This window comes from Floridaenema evergladense BLCC-F167 (genome assembly GCF_041929205.2).
GTDB classification, from domain to species: domain Bacteria; phylum Cyanobacteriota; class Cyanobacteriia; order Cyanobacteriales; family Aerosakkonemataceae; genus Floridanema; species Floridanema evergladense.
Genome location: NZ_CM171625.1, coordinates 1,107,997 through 1,130,423, shown reverse-complemented (window position 1 = coordinate 1,130,423; position 22,427 = coordinate 1,107,997). Strand labels below are relative to the sequence as shown.

Here is a 22,427-nt window from a genome sequence, read left to right as displayed (position 1 = left end):
GATTTGTTTTGAGTTGTGCAAATGCACAAAAGGGTGTGTGGGCGATCGCCAACTTCTTAGGCAAATGTCCGATGCAGAAGCTCAATGAAATATTAAAAATGAGGAATCACAGCAAATTCAAATCATTTTTATGAGGCGATTACGCATTCTAACTTGGCACGTTCATGGTAATTATCTTTACTACTTGGTTCAATCAAGTCACGAATTTTACTTGCCAATCAAATCAGGTAAACCAGAAGGTTATGGCGGTCGTTTAAGCGGTTTTCCTTGGCCTGATAATGTTCATGATGTACTTGCGGAAGAAGTAAAAAATCTCGAATTTGATTGTATCCTTTTTCAATCGCAAAAAAACTATTTAGAAGATCAATGCGAAATACTTTCCGAAACTCAACGCCAACTTCCGCGAATTTATTTAGAACACGATCCCCCACGTCAAAATCCCACTGATACCTGTCATCCAGTCAATGATTCCAATGTACTTTTAGTTCATGTGACTGATTTTAACGATTTAATGTGGGATAGAAATAATACTCCAACTCGTGTAATTGAACATGGGGTAATAGTGCCAGAAAATGTTTGTTACCAAGGTGAATTAAATTGTGGAGTAGTTGTTGTTAATGGTTTACCTAGTAGAGGTCGCCGTTTAGGTGTTGATGTATTTGAAGAAGTTCGCACCCAAATTCCTTTAGAACTTGTAGGTATGGGTTCGGAAAAAATGGGTGGTTTAGGTGAAATTAAACATGATAAACTATTAGAATTTGAGTCACATTATCGCTTCTTTTTTAATCCAATTCGCTACACCAGTTTAGGGTTAGCTGTGTGTGAAGCGATGGCGATCGGAATGCCGATTATTGGTTTAGCAACCACCGAATTAGTAACGGTAGTAGAAAACGGTTTTTCTGGCTATGTAGACACGAATATTAATCATTTAATAGAACGAATGCAGGAATTATTAAAAGACCCTGCGGAAGCTCATCGTTTAAGTGAAAATGCTAAACGCTACGCGCAAGAAAGATTTCATATTCAGCGATTTATTAATGATTGGGATGAGGCATTTGCTTTAGTTACTGGAAATCCTTCTTTTTCTCCTCCTCTCACTCCTTTAGTAGCAGGTAGAAAGCTATGAAAAAACGAATTGCATTAATTAGCGAACACGCTTCACCGTTGGCAATGTTGGGTGGTGTTGATAGTGGCGGTCAAAATGTTTATGTGGGGGAAATTGCCAAAAATTTGACTGTTTTTGGTTACGAAGTTGATGTTTTCACTCGTCGGGATAGCGAACTTTTACCGGAAGCAGCAGAGTGGGTGAATGGAGTAAGAATTATTCATGTTCCGGCTGGAGTTCCTGAGTATTTGCGAAAGGAAGATTTACTACCTTTTATGGCAGATTTCACCTCATATATGGTGAATTTCTGCCAACAAGAAGGGCAAATGTATGATTTAATTCATGCTAATTTTTGGATGTCTGGGTTAGTTGCTGCTAATATTAAAAAAGTTTTGGGTATTCCTTTTGTTATTACTTTTCATGCTTTGGGTAAAGTGCGTCGCTTTTATCAAGGCGATGCGGATCAATTTCCTAATCAAAGATTTGCTATTGAAGAAAGAATCATTAATGAAGCCGATCGCATAATTGCCGAATGTCCCCAAGAAGAAGAAGATTTAATCCGATTTTATAATGCCGATCCTGCCAAAATAACGATTATTCCTGGTGGTTTCGATCCCGGTCAATTTTGGCCTATTGGTAAAGTTTTGGCAAGGGTAGCTTTAGGACTCGATCCCAATGAAAAGGTGATTTTGCAATTAGGAAGAATGGTTCCTCGCAAAGGTGTTGATGCGGTGATTTATGGCTTCGCACAGCTTTTAAAAACCTCTGATTTTTCGGGTAAATTGCTAATAGTTGGCGGTGAATCTGACGATCCAGACCCAAATGTTACACCGGAAATTGGTAGGTTAAAGGCGATCGCACAATCCGAAAATATCGAAGAAAAAGTAACTTTTGTTGGTCGCAGAGGTAGAGAAGCACTCAAATTATATTACAGCGCTGCCGATCTATTTATTACTACTCCTTGGTATGAACCATTTGGCATTACGCCTGTAGAAGCAATGGCTTGTGGGACTCCGGTAATTGGTTCTAATGTGGGGGGAATTAAATTTACTGTGAGGGATGGAGAAACGGGTTATTTAGTACCTGCAAATAATCCTAGTGCGATCGCAGAACGTATTGCTTATCTCTACCAACATCCAAAACTAATGAATGTGTTACGTCAGCAAGCAATTCAACGTGCCAATGACTTATTTACCTGGCAAAGAGTCACTGATTCTATTGCCGATCTTTATGAAAAAGTAATCGCCAAAAACTCTCCAACATTTCATCAAGTATCTTGGCAAGAAATTGTCGATCGAGGTTTCAATAATGCAATTACCGCTATCCAAAAATCACGGCGCAGTTTACGAAATTCTATCATTCATGTAGCCGACATTATCAGCAATTGTTTCTCCCAAAATGGCAAAGTTTTAATTTGTGGCAATGGCGGAAGTGCAGCGGAAGCTCAACATTTCGCCGCCGAATTTGTCGGTCATTTCAAATGTAAAACTCGTCCCGGACTTCCCGCTTTAGCACTTAACGCCGATACCGCAGTTTTAACAGCTTGGTCGAACGATGTTGGCTACGAAAATGCTTTTTCTCGACAAGTTGAAGCATTTGGACGTGCAGGAGATGTTTTAATTGGTATTAGTACCAGTGGGAATTCTCGCAACATAATTAAAGCTTTTGAAACAGCCAAAAAACAAGGGTTAAATTGCATTGGAATTTTGGGTAAAGATGGCGGAGATTTACATCTATTAGCCGATATTTCCATCATTGTCCCCGAAAACGATACCCAACATATTCAAGAAGTACAAATCGTGGTAATTCATTTAATTTGTGAATTAGTCGAAGAGAAAATGATGCTGGTAGAAAATAGTATATCAGAAGTCATTAAAAGCAGCGAATTCCAAATACCAACTACCCACTACCAACTACCTATTACCCACTAAAATAAGGAGAAATCATGCAAGAATTAACAGGAAAAGTTGCCATTGTTACTGGTGGTGGTCGAGGACTGGGTGAAGCAATTTGTCGGATGTTAGGTGGACATGGAGTAATTACCATTGTTGCCGATATCCGAGAAGAATTAGCCGAAAAAGTTGCTTTAGAAATTCAAAGTGATGGCGGTAAAGCTCAAGCTTTACGTTTAGATATTTCCGATGCTAAACAAGTGGAATCAGCTATTAGTAAAATTGTTTCTGAATACGGACATTTGGACATTTTAATTAACAATGCTGGAATCGATGTTACTTTGCCTATTGAAGAATTAAATGTAACTGATTGGGAAAGGATTATTGCTGTTAATTTGAATGGCGCTTTTATTATGTCTAAATTCATTCTTCCTCAGATGAAACAACAAGGCAAAGGACACATTGTTAATATTGCTTCTACTGCTTCTAAACGTGCTTGGGCAAATGCTTCTGCTTACCACGCAAGTAAGTGGGGATTATTAGGTTTTAGTCATGCTTTGCACGTCGAAGCACGCCCACACAATGTTAAGGTAACGGCTATAGTTGCAGGGGGAATGCAAACACCATTTTTGTTAGATAGATTTCCCGATATTGATATTAACAATTTGCAAGATCCAAAAAATGTTGCTGATACCATTCGTTACGTTTTAATGCAACCAAAAGGAACAGTAATTCCTGAAATTACGGTATTACCAATGCGCGAAACTTCTTGGCCTTAAAGTTGTAAAGTATGGAGTGAGAAACGATGAATCGAGCCGTGTTTTTAGATAAAGATGGTACTTTAATTCCTAATGTGTCATACAACGTCAATCCCGATTTAATCGAGTTAAGTGCGGGTGCGGTGGAGGGATTGCGATCGCTCCAAGCAGCAGGTTACAAAATAATAGTAATTTCCAATCAATCTGGGGTTGCTTTAGGCTACTTTTCCGAAGATAAGCTATTGCCTATGCAATTGAAATTAACTCAATTATTAGCGGAAATTGGTATAAAGCTAACTGGTTTTTACTATTGTCCCCATCATCCAGAGGGAAAAATATCCGAATACAAAATTAGCTGTTCCTGTCGCAAACCTGAACCTGGTTTAATTCTCCGTGCTGCAAAAGAACATTACATTAATTTAGAAAACTCTTGGTTTATTGGCGACATTCTCAATGATGTAGAAGCCGGACATCGTGCAGGTTGCAAAAGCATCTTAATAAATAACGGCAATGAAACTGAATGGGTATTTACATCAAGGAGAATGCCAGACTATGTTGCTACCGATATTAATGATGCTGCCAAGAAAATTATCAGTAAAAGTGTTGTTTTTCCCAAATCAAAAATGACAAGCTATGCCTTTCATTAATGCCTTTAAAAACATAAATGTACTCGTCATTGGTGAAGCGATTCTTGATAGTTACTTAGAAGGATTTTCCGATCGTTTATGTCAAGAAGCACCTGTTCCAATTGTAACTTTAACTCATCGTCAAAATGTTCCGGGCGGTGCTGCTAATACTGCGTTGAATGTGCGTACTCTTGGCGCTAATGTCAGGTTTCTTTCGGTGATTGGCGATGACTTAGAAGGGAATATTTTGCGACAGGCTTTATTAGAACAGGGTGTTAGCCAAGAATATATTTTGCGCCAAAGATTACGCCGCACTTTAGCAAAGCATCGAGTAATTTCTGCTGGGCAAATATTAGTAAGGTTTGACCAAGGTAGCACTAACGCTATTGATTTAGAAATTGAACAAAGATTGATTAAAGATTTGCATAAACTATTTCCTCAGTCTGATGTAGTGATTATTTCCGATTATGGATATGGAATTTTAACACCTAACTTGATTGAGGCGATCGCAAATCTCCAACAAAACTTCCCCAAAACTTTAGTAGTTGACTCAAAAAATCTCGCTGCTTACCGCAAAATTGGCGTTACCGCAGTCAAACCAAACTATCAAGAAACCATGCGTTTATTAGGAGAAACTGAATTACCAGAAAACCAAAGCCGCATTTCCTATATTCTGCAAAACAGAAAACAAATTTTAGATATTACAGGTGCCAAAATTGCCGCTGTTACCCTTGATAGCGATGGCGCTTTAATATTTGCACAAGGTAACTCACCTTATCGCACCTTTGCACAACCAATAAATCACGCCAATGTTACAGGTGCAGGCGACACTTTTATCAGCGCATTAGCCCTGGCTTTAGCATCAGGTAATTCGGCAAATGTAGCGGCAGAAATAGCATCAATGGCTGCCGCAATTGTTGTTGCTAAACAAGGCACAGCAACCTGTTCTTTTGCAGAATTACAACAGCAATTATTCAGCAATTTAAATAAGATGAAAAAAACTCCTCTGGAGGTAGCATGATTACCGAAAATAACTGGAATGAAGCAAAAAATATTCTCTGTGTTAGACTCGATGCGATCGGCGATGTATTAATGACAACTCCCGCTATTCGCGCCTTAAAAGAATCGCTTCCAGGCAGAAGAATTACCCTTTTAACGTCGCCTTCCGGCAAAGAAATTGCCTCACTTATCCCCGAAATTAATGATGTAATAGTTTACGATGCACCTTGGATGAAAGCCACTGCATTAATGGCAAATAGTAGCCCCGAATTTGCAATGGTAGAACGACTGCGACAAAGTAAATTTGATGCTGCGGTTATCTTCACAGTTTTTAGTCAAAATCCTTTACCTTCAGCTTTTTTATGTTATTTAGCAGATATACCTTTAAGACTCGCCCATTGTCATGAAAACCCCTATCAATTACTTACAAATTGGGTTTTAGATCCCGAACCATCTAACGGTATTCGCCACGAAGTTCAACGACAAATTGACTTAGTAACAACTGTTGGTTGTAGCACAAATAATCAGCGAATTTCATTGCAAGTTCCCGAAGCAGCACGTTACCGAATTTTTAATATTTTAAAATCATTAGATATTAACTTAGAAAAACCTTGGGTAGTGATTCATCCTGGTGCTACTGCTGCATCACGACGTTATCCACCAGAAGGTTTTGCCGAAGTTGCACGCAGTTTAATTTTAGATAGAAACTTTCAAGTATTGTTAACCGGAACTGAACCAGAAAGGCAGTTAATTGAAACTATCCAAAAGGCAATTAATGTTACTTCTTATTCCCTTGTAGGCTGTCTTAATTTAACAGAAATGGCAGCATTAATTCAACTATCACCTTTATTAATTTCTAATAATACTGGCCCAGTTCACATTGCTGCTGCTGTGGGTACTCCAGTTGTTGACCTTTACGCTTTGACTAATCCTCAGCATACACCTTGGGCAGTTCCTAATCGGGTTTTATTTCACGATGTTTCTTGCAAATTTTGTTATAAAAGCATCTGTCCAGAAGGACATAATAATTGTTTGAAACTAGTGACTCCCGATGAAATTGTACGTGCTGCTTGGGAACTTTATGAAAATACCAAAACTGGTGTTGAACAATTACCAAACTCTTCTCTTACAGGACTAGTGAATGGGCAATATTTTTTTCAATTACTAGTTACTAATCCCTTAAGTTCTGCTAAGGAGATTTGGAAATGACTACTGTCGATATTTTGATTCCCACTTATTGCATTCTTATATTAATACTTGATTTTTTAATAATAAAATGATTTATCATCCCTTACCAAACATTTATAAAATTGCTGTTCTCCGCGCCAATGCTTTAGGAGATTTCATCTTTGCTTTACCTGCTTTAAATGCTTTGCGATCGACCTATCCCGAAGCAGAAATTGTCCTATTAGCTAGAAGTTGGCACAAAGAATTTTTAGCAAATAGACCGGGTGCGATCGATCGTGTAATTGTAATTCCCGAAGGAGGTATTGGTAACGAATCAGAAATTAAACAAGACCCAACAGAGTTAAAAATGTTCTTAGAGGCAATGCAAAAAGAACGCTTCGATTTAGCAATTCAATTACATGGTGGCGGACGCAATTCTAACCCCTTTACTTTACAATTAGGTGCGAAAATGACCATAGGTTTGCGTACCCCAGACGCACCTGTTTTAGACCGCTGGATACCTTACATTTACTATCAACCAGAAATCTTACGTTACTTAGAAGTTGTCGCCTTAGTTGGTGCCAAAACTTCCGAATTAGAACCATCTTTAATTGTCACAAAATCGGATTTATTAGAAGCCGAACAAGTTGTTCCTAAAAGTCATAAACCTCTCGTAGCTTTACATCCTGGTGCAGGCGATCGTCGCCGCCGTTGGTCAATAGAAAATTTTGCAATTGTAGGAGATACTTTAGCCAATTTTGGTGCTGAAATTGTTGTTACCGGAATTGAATCAGAACGAGATATTGTCGAGGGAGTAATTAACAGTATGAAAGCTAAAGCAGAAAATCTTTGCGATCGTTTATCCCTTAATGGTTTAACAGGGTTACTATCTCGATGTAGACTGTTAATTTCCAATGATTCAGGCCCTTTGCACGTTGCAGCAGCAGTAGGTACAGCAACAGTTGGAATTTACTGGTGTGGCAATTTAATTACTGCTGGTCAAATTACTCGCACTCGTCATCGTCCGGCGATTTCTTGGCGTTTAAATTGCCCGATTTGTGGCGTAGATTGCACCACTGAAACTGCTTGTAAACATCGAGTTTCTTTCGTTGATGAAGTACCAGATGAACAGGTAATTACTTCAGCTTTAGATTTATTAAAAACACCCATTCATTTAAACAAAATTGAATCATGTACACATTAGGAATTAATGCAGTTTATCATGACTCCGCTGCTTGTTTATTAAAAGATGGACAAGTAATTGCCGCAGCAGAAGAAGAACGCTTTACTCATATCAAACACGCTAAACGCCCCATCCCTTTTTCTACTTATGAATTACCGTTTCATGCAATTAATTATTGCTTGCAAGAAGCGGGAATAATTCTCACAGAAGTTGACCAGATTGCCTACTCTTACGACCCATTTATTTCGCTAGGAAAATACAGTAATGAAGCAACAATTACTTTACCTTTAGAACCAAGCGCCCAACCCATACCCGCCGAATGGGAATCAGTTTGGGAACCGCTATTTTTGTCCTATATTGTCAACGCACCCAGGCATTTAGTAGGCGGAGTTCCCCATCATTTAAAAGCCCAATTTCAAGGCATTTCATTAAATAATTTACAATGGCATTTTGTCCCCCATCATTTAGCCCATGTTGCTAGTGCTTTTTACCCTTCACCTTATGAAGAAGCTGCTGTTTTAACTCTGGATGGAAGAGGAGAAAAAGCTACTACAAACTATGCTGTTGGTAAGGATAATCAACTGGAACTTTTAGGGCAAGTAAATATGCCTCATTCTCTGGGAATTCTCTACGAACAAGTTACAGAATATTTGGGTTTTCTCCACTCTTCCGATGAATACAAAGTAATGGCATTAGCATCTTTTGGTCAACCCAAATATGTAGATTATTTCCGAGAAATTATCACTTTAAAAACCAATGGTCAATATACTATAAAAACACCTGAATTAAAAGAGCATTTTGGAACACCACGCCAGAAAGGAGAACCTTTAGAACAGCATCATTACGATCTCGCTCATTCTTTACAGTTAGTATTGGAAGAAACGGTTTTACAAATTGCTAATTGGTTGCATGAAATCACTAAATCAGATAACCTTTGTATGGCTGGAGGTGTCGCCCTTAATTGTGTGATGAATGCGCGAATACGCGATCGCAGTCCCTTCAAGAACATTTGGGTACAACCTGCTGCGGGAGATGCGGGAACTGCTTTAGGTGCAGCCCTTTGGATTGATGCTAAAAAAGGTGAAAATAATCACCGTTCTTACCAGATGAATCACGTTTTCCTTGGCCCAAGTTACAGCGATCGCGAAATAGAAAAATTTATACAATGGGCGAAACTTCCCTATCGAAAATTGATAAACATTGCTGAAGAAACTGCCGAAATTTTAGCGCAAAATAAAATTATTGGTTGGTTCCAAGGTCGCATGGAATTTGGCCCCAGGGCATTAGGAGGACGTTCAATTTTAGCCTCACCAATTGATGCAGAAATGCAAGCAAAATTAAATGAAATTAAAGATCGTGAAGATTTTCGACCCGTTGCACCTGTGGTTTTAGAAGAAGAAGCAGCTAATTGGTTTACTAATGCAAAAACCTCTCCATTTATGTTGTTTATTTACGATGTTTTGCCAGAAAAAGCTGAGAAAATTACCGCAGTTCGTCACGTAGATGGTACTGCCAGAATTCAAACGATTAATCGTCAACAAAATCCCCTTTATTATGATTTAATTAAAGCGTTTCAAATGCGAACTGGAGTTCCTGTTTTAGTGAATACTTCTTTTAATACTAGAGGTGAACCAATTGTTTGTTCGCCACGAGATGCGATCGAATGTTTTTGGACTTCACCCCTGGATGCTTTAATAATCGGTTCATTTCTATTAGAAAAATGCCCAAAATCCCAAAGGGAGTAATTCTCCATCAACCGCCCTAAATTCAACCGAATTTTCCGTTTGATTATAAATTACATAGCGTAGTTTTTTAATTCGATCTCGCCCATAACCAACCGCACCAACGGAAATTATATACCTGTCTTTAAGATCTAAGTGAAATGGTTCACCATAGTTAAATTCATAAACCGTTGATGAACCAAATTCTTCACATTTTTCCCCAAAAATCAAAGGAACATGAACATGACCAACAAAAACGATTCTGTAAGAGATTTCATCAAATACATTCCAGGCTTCAACCGGATTGCTGATTGTATTTTTCTTAATTCTAGGAGATATATGAGTATAAAACTTATCTAATTCTACTATTTCATTAGGAAGGGAATCGATAAAGTCTTGTACATCTTTAGCCAAATTCAAATCATTAAATTCATCGTGATTACCTCGGACACAAGCAATGTGATTATCTCGCAAAAATCTGACAACTTCATCATTGTAATCTCCGCCATCGACCAAATCACCCAAACATATTATTCTGTTACATCCACACTTTTCTATGTCTGTCATAACTGTTTGTAGTCCAGAAAAGTTTCCGTGAATATCAGAAATAATCGCAATTTTTTCCATACTTTTAGCAAAATGATCCTTGTCTCTATAGTAGTACCAACTTTTAAACGCCCTGAACTTTTAAATCATTGTTTAGCTGCACTTACTCAGCAAAACTTCGATCGCACCGCCTACGAAATAATTATCGCTGACGATGCCGCAACTGACGAAACAAAAAGATTAGTTGAATATTGGTTAGAACGCATCGGTTACATCCCTGGAGAGACGAAAAACACACCTTTATTGCGCTACATTCCAGTAACAGAAAAACATGGCCCTGCGGCAGCTAGAAATATTGGTTGGCGTGCAGCTTGTGGCGAAATTATTGCTTTTACCGATGATGATTGTATACCCGATTCTAATTGGTTAAAAGCCGGAATTAGTGCTTTTAAAGATGAAATAATCGGAGTTAGAGGACGAATAATTGTGCCTTTGCCAAACCCGCCAACTGATTATGAATTAAGTACTGCTGGTTTAGAAAAAGCGGAATTTGTCACAGCTAATTGTTTCTATCGTCGGGAAGCGATCGCATCCATAAACGGTTTTGACGAACGTTTTACTATGCCTTGGCGCGAAGACAGCGACTTATTTTTTACCCTCTTAAAACAAGGTGGCAAATTTGTTTATGCGCCAGATGCGATCGTAATTCATCCAATTAGACCCGCACCTTGGGGAATTAGTTTAAGTCAGCAAAGTAAAAGTATGTTTAACGCTTTACTTTATAAAAAACATCCTAAATTATATAAAGAAAAGCTGCAACCGATCGCACCCTGGCATTATTACTTAATAGTTAATTCCCTTATTGTATTTCTGTTAACAATTTTAACTGAACATCTATATGTCGCTGTTATTGCTTTGATGATATGGACAATAATGACTGGGCGTTTCTGTATGCAAAGATTACAGCAAACATCTCATACCCCAAAACATATTGCCGAAATGATTTTCACATCCTTACTAATACCCTTTCTCTCGCTATTTTGGCGCATTTTCGGTGCCGTTAAATTTCGCGTGTTTTTTCTTTAACTTCACTAATGGGTATTTGATAGTTTATACTTACTAATGCAAAACTATCATAAAAAAAAATGCAACGAAACTCTTCCCCAAATTCATGGTTGAATATTTTAGTCCCATTATCCTTAATTCTAGGTTTAGTTCTATTACTTAACCTCGACATAGAACAACCAACCAAAGAATCTGTAGCAGTAAATCCTGTTGAAATTTGGGTCAATCCAATAGTTAGTTACTTAGCTGCTGGTGCAGAAATCGCAGCCGCAGCAATTATTGGATTTGGAGTTTTTCGCAGTGTTTTTGCTTATGTTGGCAGTTTATTTTCCCGTTCAAAAAAACGCTTGGACAGCACTGAATCAATTAGATTACGATTAGGTCGTACCCTAGTTTTAGGACTAGAATTTACCGTAGCTGCTGACATCTTGCGTACAGTTGTTGCTCCCACTAGACCAGATATTTTAAACTTAGCTACCATTGTTTTTTTACGAACTTTACTTAACTACTTTTTGGAACAAGAAATTCAGCAAGTAGAACAGCGTAATCAATCTGATAAATATCCAAATGAATCTCTCAATTAATCAATATTTAATTAGGTGAAAATCATGCAACTACCCACTTATTTACAAATTGAACCAGTTGGACAATGTAATTTACGCTGTCAAATGTGTGCAATTCAATTTCGTAAAGATAACCCTCCAGCTTTGATGAAATTTGAGACTTTTACTCAGATTATTGAGCAATTTCCTACATTACAAGAATTGCATCTTCAGGGATTAGGTGAACCGATGATGCACCCGCAATTTTTTGATATGGTGACTTACGCTGCTAACAAAGGAATTCGGGTTACAACTAACTCCAATTTGACCCTTTTAAATCAAAAACGTGCTGAACAATGTGTTACTAGCGGTCTCGATCGCCTCCATATTTCCATTGATGGTGCGATCGCAGAAACTTATAACAAAATTCGTGTTGGTTCCAATTTTGAACAGGTAGTTAACAACTTAGAATTAGTCTTAGAAAAGCGGCAAAAATTTGCTAGTAAAACTCCCCATATTCACCTAGTAATGGTAATCATGCAGCAAAACTTACATGAATTACCAGAGTTAGTAAAGTTAGCAAATAAATGGTCAGTAGAACAGTTTTTTGTGCAGCATTTATGTCATGATTTTGGAGAGTCAACTTTACCAGCAACTTATCAACCAATGCGAGAGTTTGTGCAATCACAAACGCTACTAGAAGAAGATAGCCAAAAAGTAGAATATTACTTTAATGAAGCTAGAAGTTTAGCCCAAAGTTTGGGTGTTAATTTGCGTTTACCTCGAACAAAACCACGCCTGCATCCACCAGGGACACCTGGACAAAAAAGATGTGATTGGCCTTGGAGAGGTGCTTATATTAGTTATCAGGGTTATGCAATGCCTTGTTGTATGGTTTCTACGCCCGATCGCATTAATTTCGGCAACGTAACAGAACAAGGAGTTGATAACACTTGGAACAGCAAAGATTATCAGTCATTTCGAGATAAATTAGCCTCAGATGAACCGCCAGAAATTTGTCGTTCTTGTTCCATTTATTCAGGTACTTTTTGAATTTTTTCGTTCGCAGCAATTACTCGGACATTAAACCCGTAGGGTCAGTGTCCGACGAGTAATTGTTGTATACTTCTACTCAGTTATATGATAAAAAGTTACAATATATACTTAGTTAATTAGTCAGATTTGATGGGAGGATATGCCCAGTTCACCAGCACCATATCGAGGGAGGGTACAAGCTCAAGGAGAAGATATCGAGCAGCATGGTGGCTACAGCTGCTCTTGGGCACAAGACAACCCTGTTAGCGATCGAGAAGGCTTATTATTTCTTGCTAAAATTGAAGCACAATGCAGCGATCATCAAAAAGAACTACGAAAAGTCCCCTTTGCTAAGGCTAGACGTTTTGTTAAACAGGCGAGTGAGCAAGGTGGTGTTGGCCCTGAAGCCCAGCCACCCTCATTTCAAGATCCTAAGCGTGATAGGCGTAAGTATAATAGTGTTCGTGTTGATATTGAGATTATAAGTGGTCTGACCTTTGTCCCTTTTCAAGAACCACAATGACAACTATCCTCGCCAACGTACAACAATTGTTAGACTCCGGCAATATTGACGGAGCCAGAGAAGAAGTTGCAAAAAGCCTCAACAACCTAAAAGCGGTGGATGCCAGTATTCGAGATTTTGCGGCACTACTGGCTTTGGGATCGGAAAACGCTTTAGAAATAGGCTTGGGAGTATTGGGACGTGAACTTCTGAAGAAGGATGAGGAAGTCAACATTGAAGCGATCTGGCTACTTCTTGCAGCAGTATTATCTAGACAGAACATCACTCCTGATAGTCCATCAAGAATAAGTATTCTTGGGCTTACCTCTTGTATCGAAAATTGGGAATTACCTATTTTTGCCTTACTGACTCCTGCATTAGACTCTTTTTTCCAGGTTAGTCTTTCTGAAGGAAGTCCGCTTATTGCTGAACAAACTCTGGACTTCATCGCTACTTGGGGAGAGAGTTATGCAAAAGCTCCTCGTACAAAGAAGCAACTTAAAGAGCTTAAATCTCTTACTACGTCGCTGCTGGATAAGGTAGATGATTTGGAGTTAAAAGATGAATGGGCTGAAGGACTGGATACATTCTTTCAATCAGCAGATGATCGGAAATATTCTGATGAACGTATTTGGTCTGCGGCGAGTGATTTGCTAAAAAAAATCTATACTTCTAAAATTTTGAATAATGATACAGAATCAAAAAAATATTCAAGGACAAAAGAGAATATATCTCGACTAATTATTTCATCTCTTGCAGCACTTGGAACAATCCTTGGTGATGATGGCTTATCAGTTGCAGTTCGGATAAATAATCCTAAAGAAAATAACTCTTGGTCAGTTGTTGCTAGTGCAATTGATAAGTTAGAGCGATTATTTCAAGAAGTTGCAGATGTAATTCCTAGTATATCTAAATTGCCCAAATTTACTCCTGCACAGGCAATTCCAGGATCGTGGACAATCATTCTTCACATAAGTCTCAATTCTAATCAATCAACCGAGCTTGCAACAGCAATCAAATCTATTTCCTCAATAGAATATAATGGAGAAAATGAAAACAACTCATCTCTGGCTGATAGCTGGCGAGACTGTGTAGCAAGATTAAAACAAGACGACTTGCGAGTATACATGGCTGTTTCTACTAATGATCCAAAATTGCGCGTTGTTAGATCAATCTCTACAGAAGATATAGATAAAGTCAACTTTCAAGAGTCTGTCCAGCCCAATATTAGGGTTCTCTCTCGTGACGTTCCACAAGCTGACAACCTTGAACGAGTTTTAGATTTCGCATCGCTATTGATTCAATATCCATCGTCGCCACAAATTGTTCGACAAAAGTTCTCAGAAATAGAAGGAATTACGGACAGACAGTTATCTTACTATCGAAGAGCAGTAGAAATTCTTGGTCTTGCTGATGAACGTGGGCGACCAACTACTGCCTGTTCTATACTTAACCGTCTTTCAATAGAAGCAAAAATGAGATTCCTAACTTACCAATTTATATCATCAAATGTTGGAGCAGCATGGTTTAACTGGCAAAGTGCAAACGATCTTTCAGAAATTCAGCCTGAAACAGCAGTTACGTTCTTAACTGAAGTATGTCCCTCACTTTCAGAAAGTACAGCTAGAAGACGTGCTCAAACACTAGAATCTTGGTTAAAAATATTTATTGAATACTGGTAAAAGCAAGAAGCAAATTACACAGTACATCAACATTTGACCATAAAATAGTGTTGGATTATGTGGCAGATGAAAACAACTCTTTTACCTTAGATTTAGAAGTTTTATAAATATGACTTCTCCTCCCCTGCACTTAGACACCGAAACTTTCCGCAAATTACTACAATTACAAGGGCCATCATTAGGCTTATGGCGGGCAGCGGAAATAGCAGTTTTACGGCAACAAAAATACGATCGCCCTATCCTAGACTTAGGCTGTGGAGATGGCTTAGTAACCTCAATGGTATTACCACAAGTTGAAATCGGAATTGATCCCAACGAAACCGCATTAATTCAAGCAGAAAGTCGCAAAATATACGATCGCCTAATCCCCCTCCCCCTTGAAAAAGCAAATATTCCCGATGCCAGCATCAGCACAATTATTAGTAACTCCGTATTAGAACACATACCCGAATTAGATCTCATCCTTCAGACAGTTGCCCGAATCTTAAAACCCGGTGGAAAATTAATTTCAACCACACCCACAGAAGCCTTCAGTCAATGGCTTACCCTACCCATTAAACCCTACTCCAATTGGCGCAACCGTCAACTACAACACCTAAATTTATGGTCTGTAAAAACCTGGACAGAGCATTTAGAAAAAGTAGGTTTTAAAGTGGAAATAATTCAACCAATTTTAAACCGGGAATTAGTTAGTATTTGGGATGTTTTAGAACTTTTGCAGCAAATTTGGATTGCTAAAAAACGGGTTTTTGGAGTTGTTTGGCGACGCATTCCACCATCCACAATCGATAAAATGGCAGAGTGGTTTTCTCACTTAGATCTTGCCACTTCTACAACTGGTGGAGGTCGCTTAATTGTAGCCAGAAAAATTGATATTAACCTTTAATTTTTCCCATCTCCGAATCATGGCAACTGTCGATATTTTGCTTCCAACTTGTAACCGCTTAGAATCCCTAATTTTTACCCTCTCCGGTATAGCATCCCAAACATTAACAGATATTCATGTAATTATTGCCGATCAAAGTTCCCAAACTGTTGAAAATTCACCAATAGTTAAAACCATAACCCGCCTAATAGAAACTAGAGGCGGTTCTGTTGAATATCATTATCGCTTTCCTTCCCAAGGAATTACCGAACAACGCGATTTTTTGCTCGATCGCGCCACTGCTGGCAGCGTTTTATATCTCGACGATGACGTATTTATGGAACCTTGGGTAGTCGATCGACTTTGGCAAACTTTGATAACTCAAAAATGCGGTTTTGTTGGCGCTTTTCCCACTGGTTTATCTTATCGTGAAGATGTGCGTCTTCAGCAACAAATTGTTGAATTTTGGGAAGGTTCCGTACATCCAGAAATTGTTAATCCCGGTTCTCCACAATGGGAAAGATGGCAGTTACATCGAGCAGCAAATTTATATCATGTGAATCAGAGATTACCACTAGGAGAAACTCGACTTTATAAAGTTGCTTGGATTGCTTCTTGCATCCTTTACGATCGAGAAAAATTATTAGAAATTGGCGGTTTTTCCTTTTGGACAAAGTTGCCAAGATATCATTCGGGAGAAGAAGTTTTAGTCCAAAATATTTTAATGCGAAAATGGGGCGGATGTGCCATTATTCCTTCAGGAACCTATCATGCAGAAGTGCCATCAACCGTACTTAATGATAAGGGAACAGTTGACGGACACGCCTTAGATCTTTTGCCCGAAATGATTAAAAAATATACACCAGAAGATACTCCTTTGTTCAGATGATGTATACTTGTTTATTTGAGTTGGTTTATATCAGTGGTTTTTTTGAAATTTTAGGCGGGATTGGGTTATTAATTCCCCTAGTTAGTGTAAGCTGTTCCGCATTTAAATTGGATTGTTTGGAAACAGAAGAAAATTCGTCTAATTCTCTCCCCTGCCCCCCCTGCTCCCCTGCTCCCCTGCTCCCCTGCAATCTTAATAAGTGATTTAAATGCGTGACAGCTTAGCAGCAGCTTATCGCACCTTTGATGCCCGAAACTCTGCAATTCTGCTTCAAGATGCTTTTGGCATTGTACCTTTGCACAATTGACCAGAATTATCTCCCAAACATCCTAACAACAAAGCCAGACGAATTTGCATTGCTTCATCAAATTTTCGGGGATTGAGTCCGGTTAAAGAAGTGATTTTTTCTAAGCGATAACTAAGCGTATTGCGATGAATAGAAAGTTGTTTTGCTGTGGAGGAAGGACAACAATTTTCTAAGAAAAAAGCATCTAAGGTTTTGATTAAATCTTTTTCTTGTTCCAAAGGACTAAGTAAATGCTTTGCTAAATCAATTTTAGTATTTTCATCAGCAATTCCGATAAATGCTGCTATTCCCAATTCATCTAAACAATGCACTTTGTTTTTGCCCTGAAATCGTCGCCCAAGGGAAACTGCTGCACAGGCATCTTGATAAGATTTCGCTAATCCTTGAATTCCGGGATGATGGCGACCTATACCAATACTAATTGCCGTTTTTGTGTCTGATGTTAATCTTGATATTAATGCTGAACCTGCCCTTTTTAAGGCAACTAAATTTGCCCAAGAAGGATTATATTCGTCTTCGGAATTAGCCCAAAGTACTAAATCTTGGGTGCTGCTTGCTTTTAAAACTGCTACTTCGCCATTACCAATATAAGCGCAAATTGTGTCATTGGGAAGATGGAAAAAACTGACAATACTGTTAATTATATGTTGCGCTCTTTGCCAAATCCATTTATCATTAATTTCATGATTGCTAATGGAAGGTAAAATATAATCTGCGGCATCAATTAAAATTACGGCACGGGGACGAGTGAAGTCCATTCCTAATATTTGACCTTGGCGTAAAATGTCTGTTTCGTTAATAATTGCACCGCTAAGTAGGTCGTGAATAAATTTATTTTTTAATTCATGTTGGGCAGGTAATTGAGCGACTGCTACTGTTTGATTGACGATCATTTCTACTAGCATTTGGGCTAAACGTGGGGAAATGTTTTCGCCTTCTGCGGTTTTGGCAATGATTACTTCGCCTGTATCATTAGCAATTTGAATGGGGATGCGAATTAAAGGAATTGCTGTGGGAAATGAGGGATAAAGTGTGTTGTGGGGAGTTTGCGCGATCGCATTTCCCCCATCATCCACCACTAACACCGCAGCACACAAAAGTTCCGCAACTCTCTCTGCTAAAATATTCGCAATTCGTTGGAATTGTTTAGTTACTATCTTCAAGCAATTCACCCCCTTAATTGTCTTAAGTTTTTCCTAAATCTAACAATTGATTAATAATGATTCTTCCAATAATTTCACCGCTTCCCTAACAACTTCATCAGGTGAAATATCTAAACATTCCATTTGATAAGGACATTGAAATCCATAACAAGGAGAACATTCTGTAGAACGGCGTAAAAGTTTTTTTGGGGCATTTCTTGGTTGCCATTGACTTTCTAATTCAGTACCAGAATATAAAACTATTATCGGCTTTGAAAAAGCCTCAGCTATGTGCATTGTTCCCGAATTATTAGCTATGACTAAACTGCTACGTTTGACAATTGCTGCTAGTTCTGGAATAGAAGTTTTTCCAACTAAAGAAACAACATTTTTCTGATTTAAAATAGGTTTGAATAATTCAGTTTCTCGATCGCTCCCCACCACCACAACTTTTAACTTAGTTTCCGCAGCTAACATTGACGCGACAGTAGCAAAACGCTCGATATCATAGCGACGAGCCGCACAACTAGCACCGGGAGCTAAAATAATAAAAGGCTGATTTGGGGCAATACCTACATTAAAAAGTAAGCGATCGCCATCCCTCTGCATTTCCTCAGTTAGAGATAATTCTAAATGGCGACCTTCAGCTTTAAAACCAACAGATTCTAACAGGAATAAATTGCGATCGACTTGATGAAAATCATCTGGCAACGACTTCACCCATTGAGAAAGTACGCTACCGCCAAACTCTTTTGATTGACCAATCCTTAGCGGAATTCCAGCCAAATAACAAATATATGCTGGCGGATAAGGTGATTGGGAAAAACTCGTAAAAATTAGCGCCACATCGAAAATTTCCGCCTTAATTTTGGCAATTAAACTTTCTTCTCTAGCGGGATCTAACGGCATCACCCAACTCGCATCTTGCCAAACAACTCTCTGCACGATCGCGCGATCGACCCAAGGTAATAAAGGCGCAACTTGACTGCCAGCCGGAGATGCCATTAAAGTAATTGACGCATTTGGTAAATGAGAACGTAAAGTCCTTAAAGCTGGACTAAGCATTACTACATCGCCAATATTATCCAACCGAACTACCAGAATACGTTGGACATTTTGCCACTCAATGGGTAACATTTGCATCTCCTTGGGCAAGAGTGGAAATTACAACACTTCTTCAAAAATTAAATGCGTTCTGTAGAACTTTTGTAGAGACGTTGTATACAACGTCTCTACCTTGATTGGAGATTTTCGCTCGGCATTTTTACACAGAAATTTGCTCCTCTTTCTCTACTCCCTTAACTAAGTCCAAAGCTTGAGCAATTACCATATCTGTTGAAACTCCTGAAGAGTCGTAAATGGCGCGATGGAGAACGTCATTTAATGGTGCCCAGCGATCGGGATCGGAAATCGTAAACACCACCACGCTAGGAACTTTTAAAGCCGCTGCTAAATGAGAAACACCAGTATCATTGCAAACCACCAACCGGGCGCGGGTTAACAAAGTTGCCAAAGCACCCAAATTAGTACGACCTGCCAAATTCAAACTATCAGCTTGCATCTTAGCGGCTACTGACTGGGTTAACTCGATTTCGTATTGCGAACCTGTGAGTACCACCCTGAAACCCAAATTCGCCAAGGCATCTGCCACCGCTGCAAAACCAGCTGGCGACCAACAACGCAGCGGCGTACTCGCGCCGGGATGAATGCAGACAAATTTGCCCGCTGGTAATTCTTGTGCTTCTGGAATTTCTTCGAGTGCCTGTCCGTCTTCCTCCCTTAACGGAAACTCCAATTCCTCACCTTGAGAAGGTATGCCGATATATTCTAAAAGCCTTAAATAACGCCGCACTTCTGATTCATGGGCGAGGTAAGGCAAAAAGGAACTTTCATCTGGACAATATTCCCCAGGCGCGAAAAACCCCGCACAGACACGGGCACCAAACAGCTTAATTAGCGGATTAGTAATAGTGCCGCTGCCGTGCATTTGCATCGCCAAGTCAAAGTGCTGATTTTGGACGTATTGCAGAAACAGGGGAATCTGTTCTAGTTGGGGTGTTAACTCTGGTAATCCGGGAAACCCCGGAAATAGCCAGAGTTCATCGAGGTAATGGCGGAAGCGATCGAACAACGCTTGAATCTGAGACGATCCAATCAGAATAATTTTCGCCTCTGGAAAGGCCATCCGTAGCGATCGCCAAGTCGGAACAGCGCACAGAAAATCACCTAGTCCTACCAAAGCACGTAAAACCACGATTCGCTGGGGACGAAACTGTAAGGTTTTAGCAGAGTGGAAGAAACGTTCAGGAATCTGATTCACACTTAACAGCTGGTAAAAACATCAATAGGACAAAGTTAACCCAAGAGAGTATTCAACGACAAAGCCCAAATTCCCTTGAGTTAGCCAGTGAAATTCTTTGCTGTTAAGTAAAATAGCCTCTAGATACTGCTTCTACTTCTATCTCAAGAGTTAATTTTAGAGAGATCAGGGTATTTACCACTGGGTAGGAGAAATTCGTAAATTACAACCGGGTAGGGGCAATTCATGGCCCCTACTCAGATCTTGCACCAAGAGGCTTTGGAAGGTTTCACTTCCTGTGATGTCCCTCCCAAGGATCTGTACCAGCCCAAGTAAAAGTTTTAAGCTGATAATGGGGTTAATCGGCAAGTAAATTAAAGTTATCTAGCTAACAATTATGGAATTTGTATCAGATCCTCCCGTTTGGATGAAAATCCAAAAAATGAAACAAAGAGTCAGATGGCAAGAACCAATAATTGTGAAACGGGGAATAGATCAAACTCAGTTAGTAATTGATGATGGTCAAGAAGACCAGCCAGAATACTCTTTTCTTGTTATAGGGGATAGTGGTTCTAGTGCTCACCAAGAACATCACCCCCAACGCAAAATTGCGGAACTTATGTTACAGCATCGAGATGATTGTCGATTTGTGCTTCATACAGGTGATGTAGTTTATTTAGTCGGTTCTAGCGAGTACTATTACACAAATTTCATTGAACCTTATCGAGAATTTTTAGTGAATGGGCAAAATCCCCAAACCATTAAATACGATCGAATGTTGTTTAATCAACCTTTTCTACCTGTACCGGGAAATCACGATTATTATGATTTGCCATTAGTTTATGGATTATTAGCACAAACAGCATTACCACTACGTCGTCTTTTTGGTTCCCAATTTGATTTTGATGCTGGTTTGCATGGTTCGTTTCAAGGACAAGGTTATGCCAAAGCTTTTTTAGATTATTTATTAGATATTGATAATAGAGAACAGTTAGAGAAACATCTCGATCGCTATTACAACGCCAATTCTCAAACAGGTCGTTGTTTGCGTTATCAACCTAAAGAATTCACTCGATTACCGAATCGTTATTACAGTTTTCGTTCTGGGGGAATTGATTTCTTTGCTTTAGATTCTAATACTTTCAATTTTCCTTTACCTTTGTCGAAAGATGCTGAGGGAGAAGCAAATCGCCGCATATTAGAAAAACGACGTGCTGAGGCAAGGCGACAACAGCAAGAAATTTTGCAAACTATGAATTCTCTGAATTGCGATCGCCCAGAAGAAGCTGAAAGAGTAGATGATTTACGCACTAAATTGGAGCAATTAGAAGAAATTGAAAAAGATGTGGATAAACACTTAAATGCCAGAGGAGAAGTGACGATTGATTGGGAACAATTAAACTGGTTACAAGAAAGATTAATAGAGTCTTGGTATACAGATTCAGTGCGTGGCAGAATAATTTATTTGCATCATCCACCTTATGTTACTGAAGAAACAAAGTGGTATCAATCACAAACTTTAGCCGTGCGCGATCGCCTGCGTGAGGTGTTAGATGAAGTGGCAAAAGCTGTAGGTAATTTAGCTGGCGATCGTCCTTTGGTAGATTTAGTTTTAACAGGTCATGCTCACTGTTTAGAATATCTCCGCACGATGAATACAGGGTACGCTGATTCACACATTAATTGGATTATTTGTGGCGGAAGTGGTTATAGTTTGCGTCGGCAAAGAGAGGAAGGTTTAGAAATAACTGAACAGTTAGAAAATTCACCTGGAAAAGGTGTTCGGACTGTGGCACGATCGCTACTTTTTATCGGTCGTAGCGGTCAAGGTTATCACAAACGCAGACCTTATTCTTTTTTGCGGGTGGATGTGCGATCGGGAACTCCTCCTAAATTCCTGATTCGTCCCTTTGTCGCGGAAAGATATCAACAGCAATGGCACGAAACTCAAGTCAAACCCTTCGAGATTTGAATAAATTTAAACTCAGATCTTGCACTCCTGGAGGTGGAACCTCCCTGATCCTCGTTCCCAGGTTCAACCTGGGAACGAAGAATAGAGGCTCTGCCTCTTGGTGCAAGATCTGAGTATAGCCGCGACTTTA

At 39.1% G+C, this 22,427-nt stretch carries 20 protein-coding genes and 1 pseudogene; 17 read left to right on the top strand and 4 right to left on the bottom strand.

Translation table 11 applies throughout. The features are described 5' to 3' along the window. Window positions 1-130 precede the first annotated feature (130 nt). The 8 genes from ACE1CA_RS05285 to ACE1CA_RS05250 all read left to right on the top strand — a co-directional run bounded on the left by ACE1CA_RS05285 (window position 131) and on the right by ACE1CA_RS05250 (window position 9,475). Entirely contained in the window at window positions 131-1,126 is a 996-nt protein-coding gene (locus ACE1CA_RS05285) for a glycosyltransferase (protein ID WP_413277315.1), read from the top strand. Continuing rightward, window positions 1,123-3,036 (top strand): glycosyltransferase, encoded by a 1,914-nt coding sequence (locus ACE1CA_RS05280; RefSeq protein ID WP_413277316.1) that lies wholly within the window; start codon window positions 1,123-1,125, stop codon window positions 3,034-3,036. The genes ACE1CA_RS05285 and ACE1CA_RS05280 overlap by 4 nt, the downstream gene beginning before the upstream one ends. Window positions 3,037-3,050: 14 nt before the next feature. Then, window positions 3,051-3,776, top strand: coding sequence for an SDR family oxidoreductase (locus tag ACE1CA_RS05275; protein WP_413277317.1), 726 nt, complete (start codon window positions 3,051-3,053; stop codon window positions 3,774-3,776). A gap of 26 nt (window positions 3,777-3,802) precedes the next feature. After that, a complete protein-coding gene (locus ACE1CA_RS05270; RefSeq protein ID WP_413277318.1) occupies window positions 3,803-4,402 on the top strand; it encodes a D-glycero-alpha-D-manno-heptose-1,7-bisphosphate 7-phosphatase in 600 nt (199 codons plus the stop codon). Further along, entirely contained in the window at window positions 4,389-5,402 is a 1,014-nt protein-coding gene (locus ACE1CA_RS05265; protein WP_413277319.1) for a bifunctional heptose 7-phosphate kinase/heptose 1-phosphate adenyltransferase, read from the top strand. The genes ACE1CA_RS05270 and ACE1CA_RS05265 overlap by 14 nt, the downstream gene beginning before the upstream one ends. Next, on the top strand, window positions 5,399-6,589 hold the full coding sequence (waaF, locus tag ACE1CA_RS05260) for a lipopolysaccharide heptosyltransferase II (protein ID WP_413277320.1): 1,191 nt from the start codon (window positions 5,399-5,401) through the stop codon (window positions 6,587-6,589). Before ACE1CA_RS05265 ends, waaF begins: the two co-directional genes overlap by 4 nt. 67 nt (window positions 6,590-6,656) lie before the next feature. Beyond that, the gene (locus ACE1CA_RS05255) at window positions 6,657-7,751 is read left to right on the top strand and encodes a glycosyltransferase family 9 protein (protein ID WP_413277321.1); all 1,095 of its coding nucleotides are present in this window, start codon (window positions 6,657-6,659) and stop codon (window positions 7,749-7,751) included. Continuing rightward, window positions 7,739-9,475 carry a carbamoyltransferase family protein gene (locus ACE1CA_RS05250; RefSeq protein WP_413277322.1) on the top strand — a complete coding sequence of 579 codons (1,737 nt, stop codon included), beginning with the start codon at window positions 7,739-7,741 and terminating at the stop codon, window positions 9,473-9,475. The genes ACE1CA_RS05255 and ACE1CA_RS05250 overlap by 13 nt, the downstream gene beginning before the upstream one ends. On the opposite strand, the gene ACE1CA_RS05245 is transcribed toward ACE1CA_RS05250, so the two are convergent. After that, a complete protein-coding gene (locus ACE1CA_RS05245) occupies window positions 9,443-10,078 on the bottom strand; it encodes a metallophosphoesterase family protein (RefSeq protein ID WP_413277323.1) in 636 nt (211 codons plus the stop codon). The genes ACE1CA_RS05250 and ACE1CA_RS05245 overlap by 33 nt on opposite strands. Before the next feature lie 12 nt (window positions 10,079-10,090). Between ACE1CA_RS05245 and ACE1CA_RS05240 the strand changes: the two genes are divergently transcribed. The 8 genes and pseudogenes from ACE1CA_RS05240 to ACE1CA_RS05205 form a co-directional block, all read left to right on the top strand. Then, window positions 10,091-11,083 carry a glycosyltransferase family 2 protein gene (locus ACE1CA_RS05240; RefSeq protein ID WP_413277324.1) on the top strand — a complete coding sequence of 331 codons (993 nt, stop codon included), beginning with the start codon at window positions 10,091-10,093 and terminating at the stop codon, window positions 11,081-11,083. A gap of 59 nt (window positions 11,084-11,142) precedes the next feature. Next, window positions 11,143-11,646 carry a DUF1622 domain-containing protein gene (locus ACE1CA_RS05235; protein ID WP_413277325.1) on the top strand — a complete coding sequence of 168 codons (504 nt, stop codon included), beginning with the start codon at window positions 11,143-11,145 and terminating at the stop codon, window positions 11,644-11,646. Between the two features lie 24 nt (window positions 11,647-11,670). Next, a complete protein-coding gene (locus ACE1CA_RS05230; RefSeq protein WP_413277326.1) occupies window positions 11,671-12,657 on the top strand; it encodes a radical SAM protein in 987 nt (328 codons plus the stop codon). Between the two features lie 142 nt (window positions 12,658-12,799). Beyond that, entirely contained in the window at window positions 12,800-13,162 is a 363-nt protein-coding gene (locus ACE1CA_RS05225) for a hypothetical protein (protein WP_413277327.1), read from the top strand. Continuing rightward, on the top strand, window positions 13,159-14,823 hold the full coding sequence (locus ACE1CA_RS05220) for a hypothetical protein (RefSeq protein ID WP_413277328.1): 1,665 nt from the start codon (window positions 13,159-13,161) through the stop codon (window positions 14,821-14,823). Before ACE1CA_RS05225 ends, ACE1CA_RS05220 begins: the two co-directional genes overlap by 4 nt. 109 nt (window positions 14,824-14,932) lie before the next feature. Then, complete coding sequence (locus ACE1CA_RS05215; RefSeq protein ID WP_413277329.1) at window positions 14,933-15,709, top strand: class I SAM-dependent DNA methyltransferase; 777 nt, start codon at window positions 14,933-14,935, stop codon at window positions 15,707-15,709. Between the two features lie 19 nt (window positions 15,710-15,728). After that, window positions 15,729-16,577: a glycosyltransferase family 2 protein gene (locus ACE1CA_RS05210; RefSeq protein ID WP_413277330.1), complete on the top strand. Its 849-nt coding sequence runs from the start codon at window positions 15,729-15,731 to the stop codon at window positions 16,575-16,577. Between the two features lie 14 nt (window positions 16,578-16,591). After that, window positions 16,592-16,675, top strand: a pseudogene (locus tag ACE1CA_RS05205) (DoxX family protein); the annotation flags it as partial. A gap of 172 nt (window positions 16,676-16,847) precedes the next feature. Here the strand turns inward: ACE1CA_RS05205 and ACE1CA_RS05200 are convergent. From ACE1CA_RS05200 to ACE1CA_RS05190, 3 genes are all read right to left on the bottom strand, one after another. Further along, window positions 16,848-18,056, bottom strand: coding sequence for a PucR family transcriptional regulator (locus tag ACE1CA_RS05200; RefSeq protein ID WP_486517665.1), 1,209 nt, complete (start codon window positions 18,054-18,056; stop codon window positions 16,848-16,850). Window positions 18,057-18,086: 30 nt separating this feature from the next. Continuing rightward, on the bottom strand, window positions 18,087-19,163 hold the full coding sequence (locus ACE1CA_RS05195) for a glycosyltransferase family 9 protein (protein WP_413277332.1): 1,077 nt from the start codon (window positions 19,161-19,163) through the stop codon (window positions 18,087-18,089). 127 nt (window positions 19,164-19,290) lie between these two features. Then, a complete protein-coding gene (locus tag ACE1CA_RS05190) occupies window positions 19,291-20,346 on the bottom strand; it encodes a glycosyltransferase family 9 protein (RefSeq protein ID WP_413277333.1) in 1,056 nt (351 codons plus the stop codon). A 376-nt stretch (window positions 20,347-20,722) separates the two neighbouring features. On the opposite strand from ACE1CA_RS05190, the gene ACE1CA_RS05185 reads away from it, so the two are divergent. Further along, window positions 20,723-22,297 carry a metallophosphoesterase family protein gene (locus tag ACE1CA_RS05185; RefSeq protein ID WP_413277334.1) on the top strand — a complete coding sequence of 525 codons (1,575 nt, stop codon included), beginning with the start codon at window positions 20,723-20,725 and terminating at the stop codon, window positions 22,295-22,297. Window positions 22,298-22,427 lie beyond the last annotated feature (130 nt).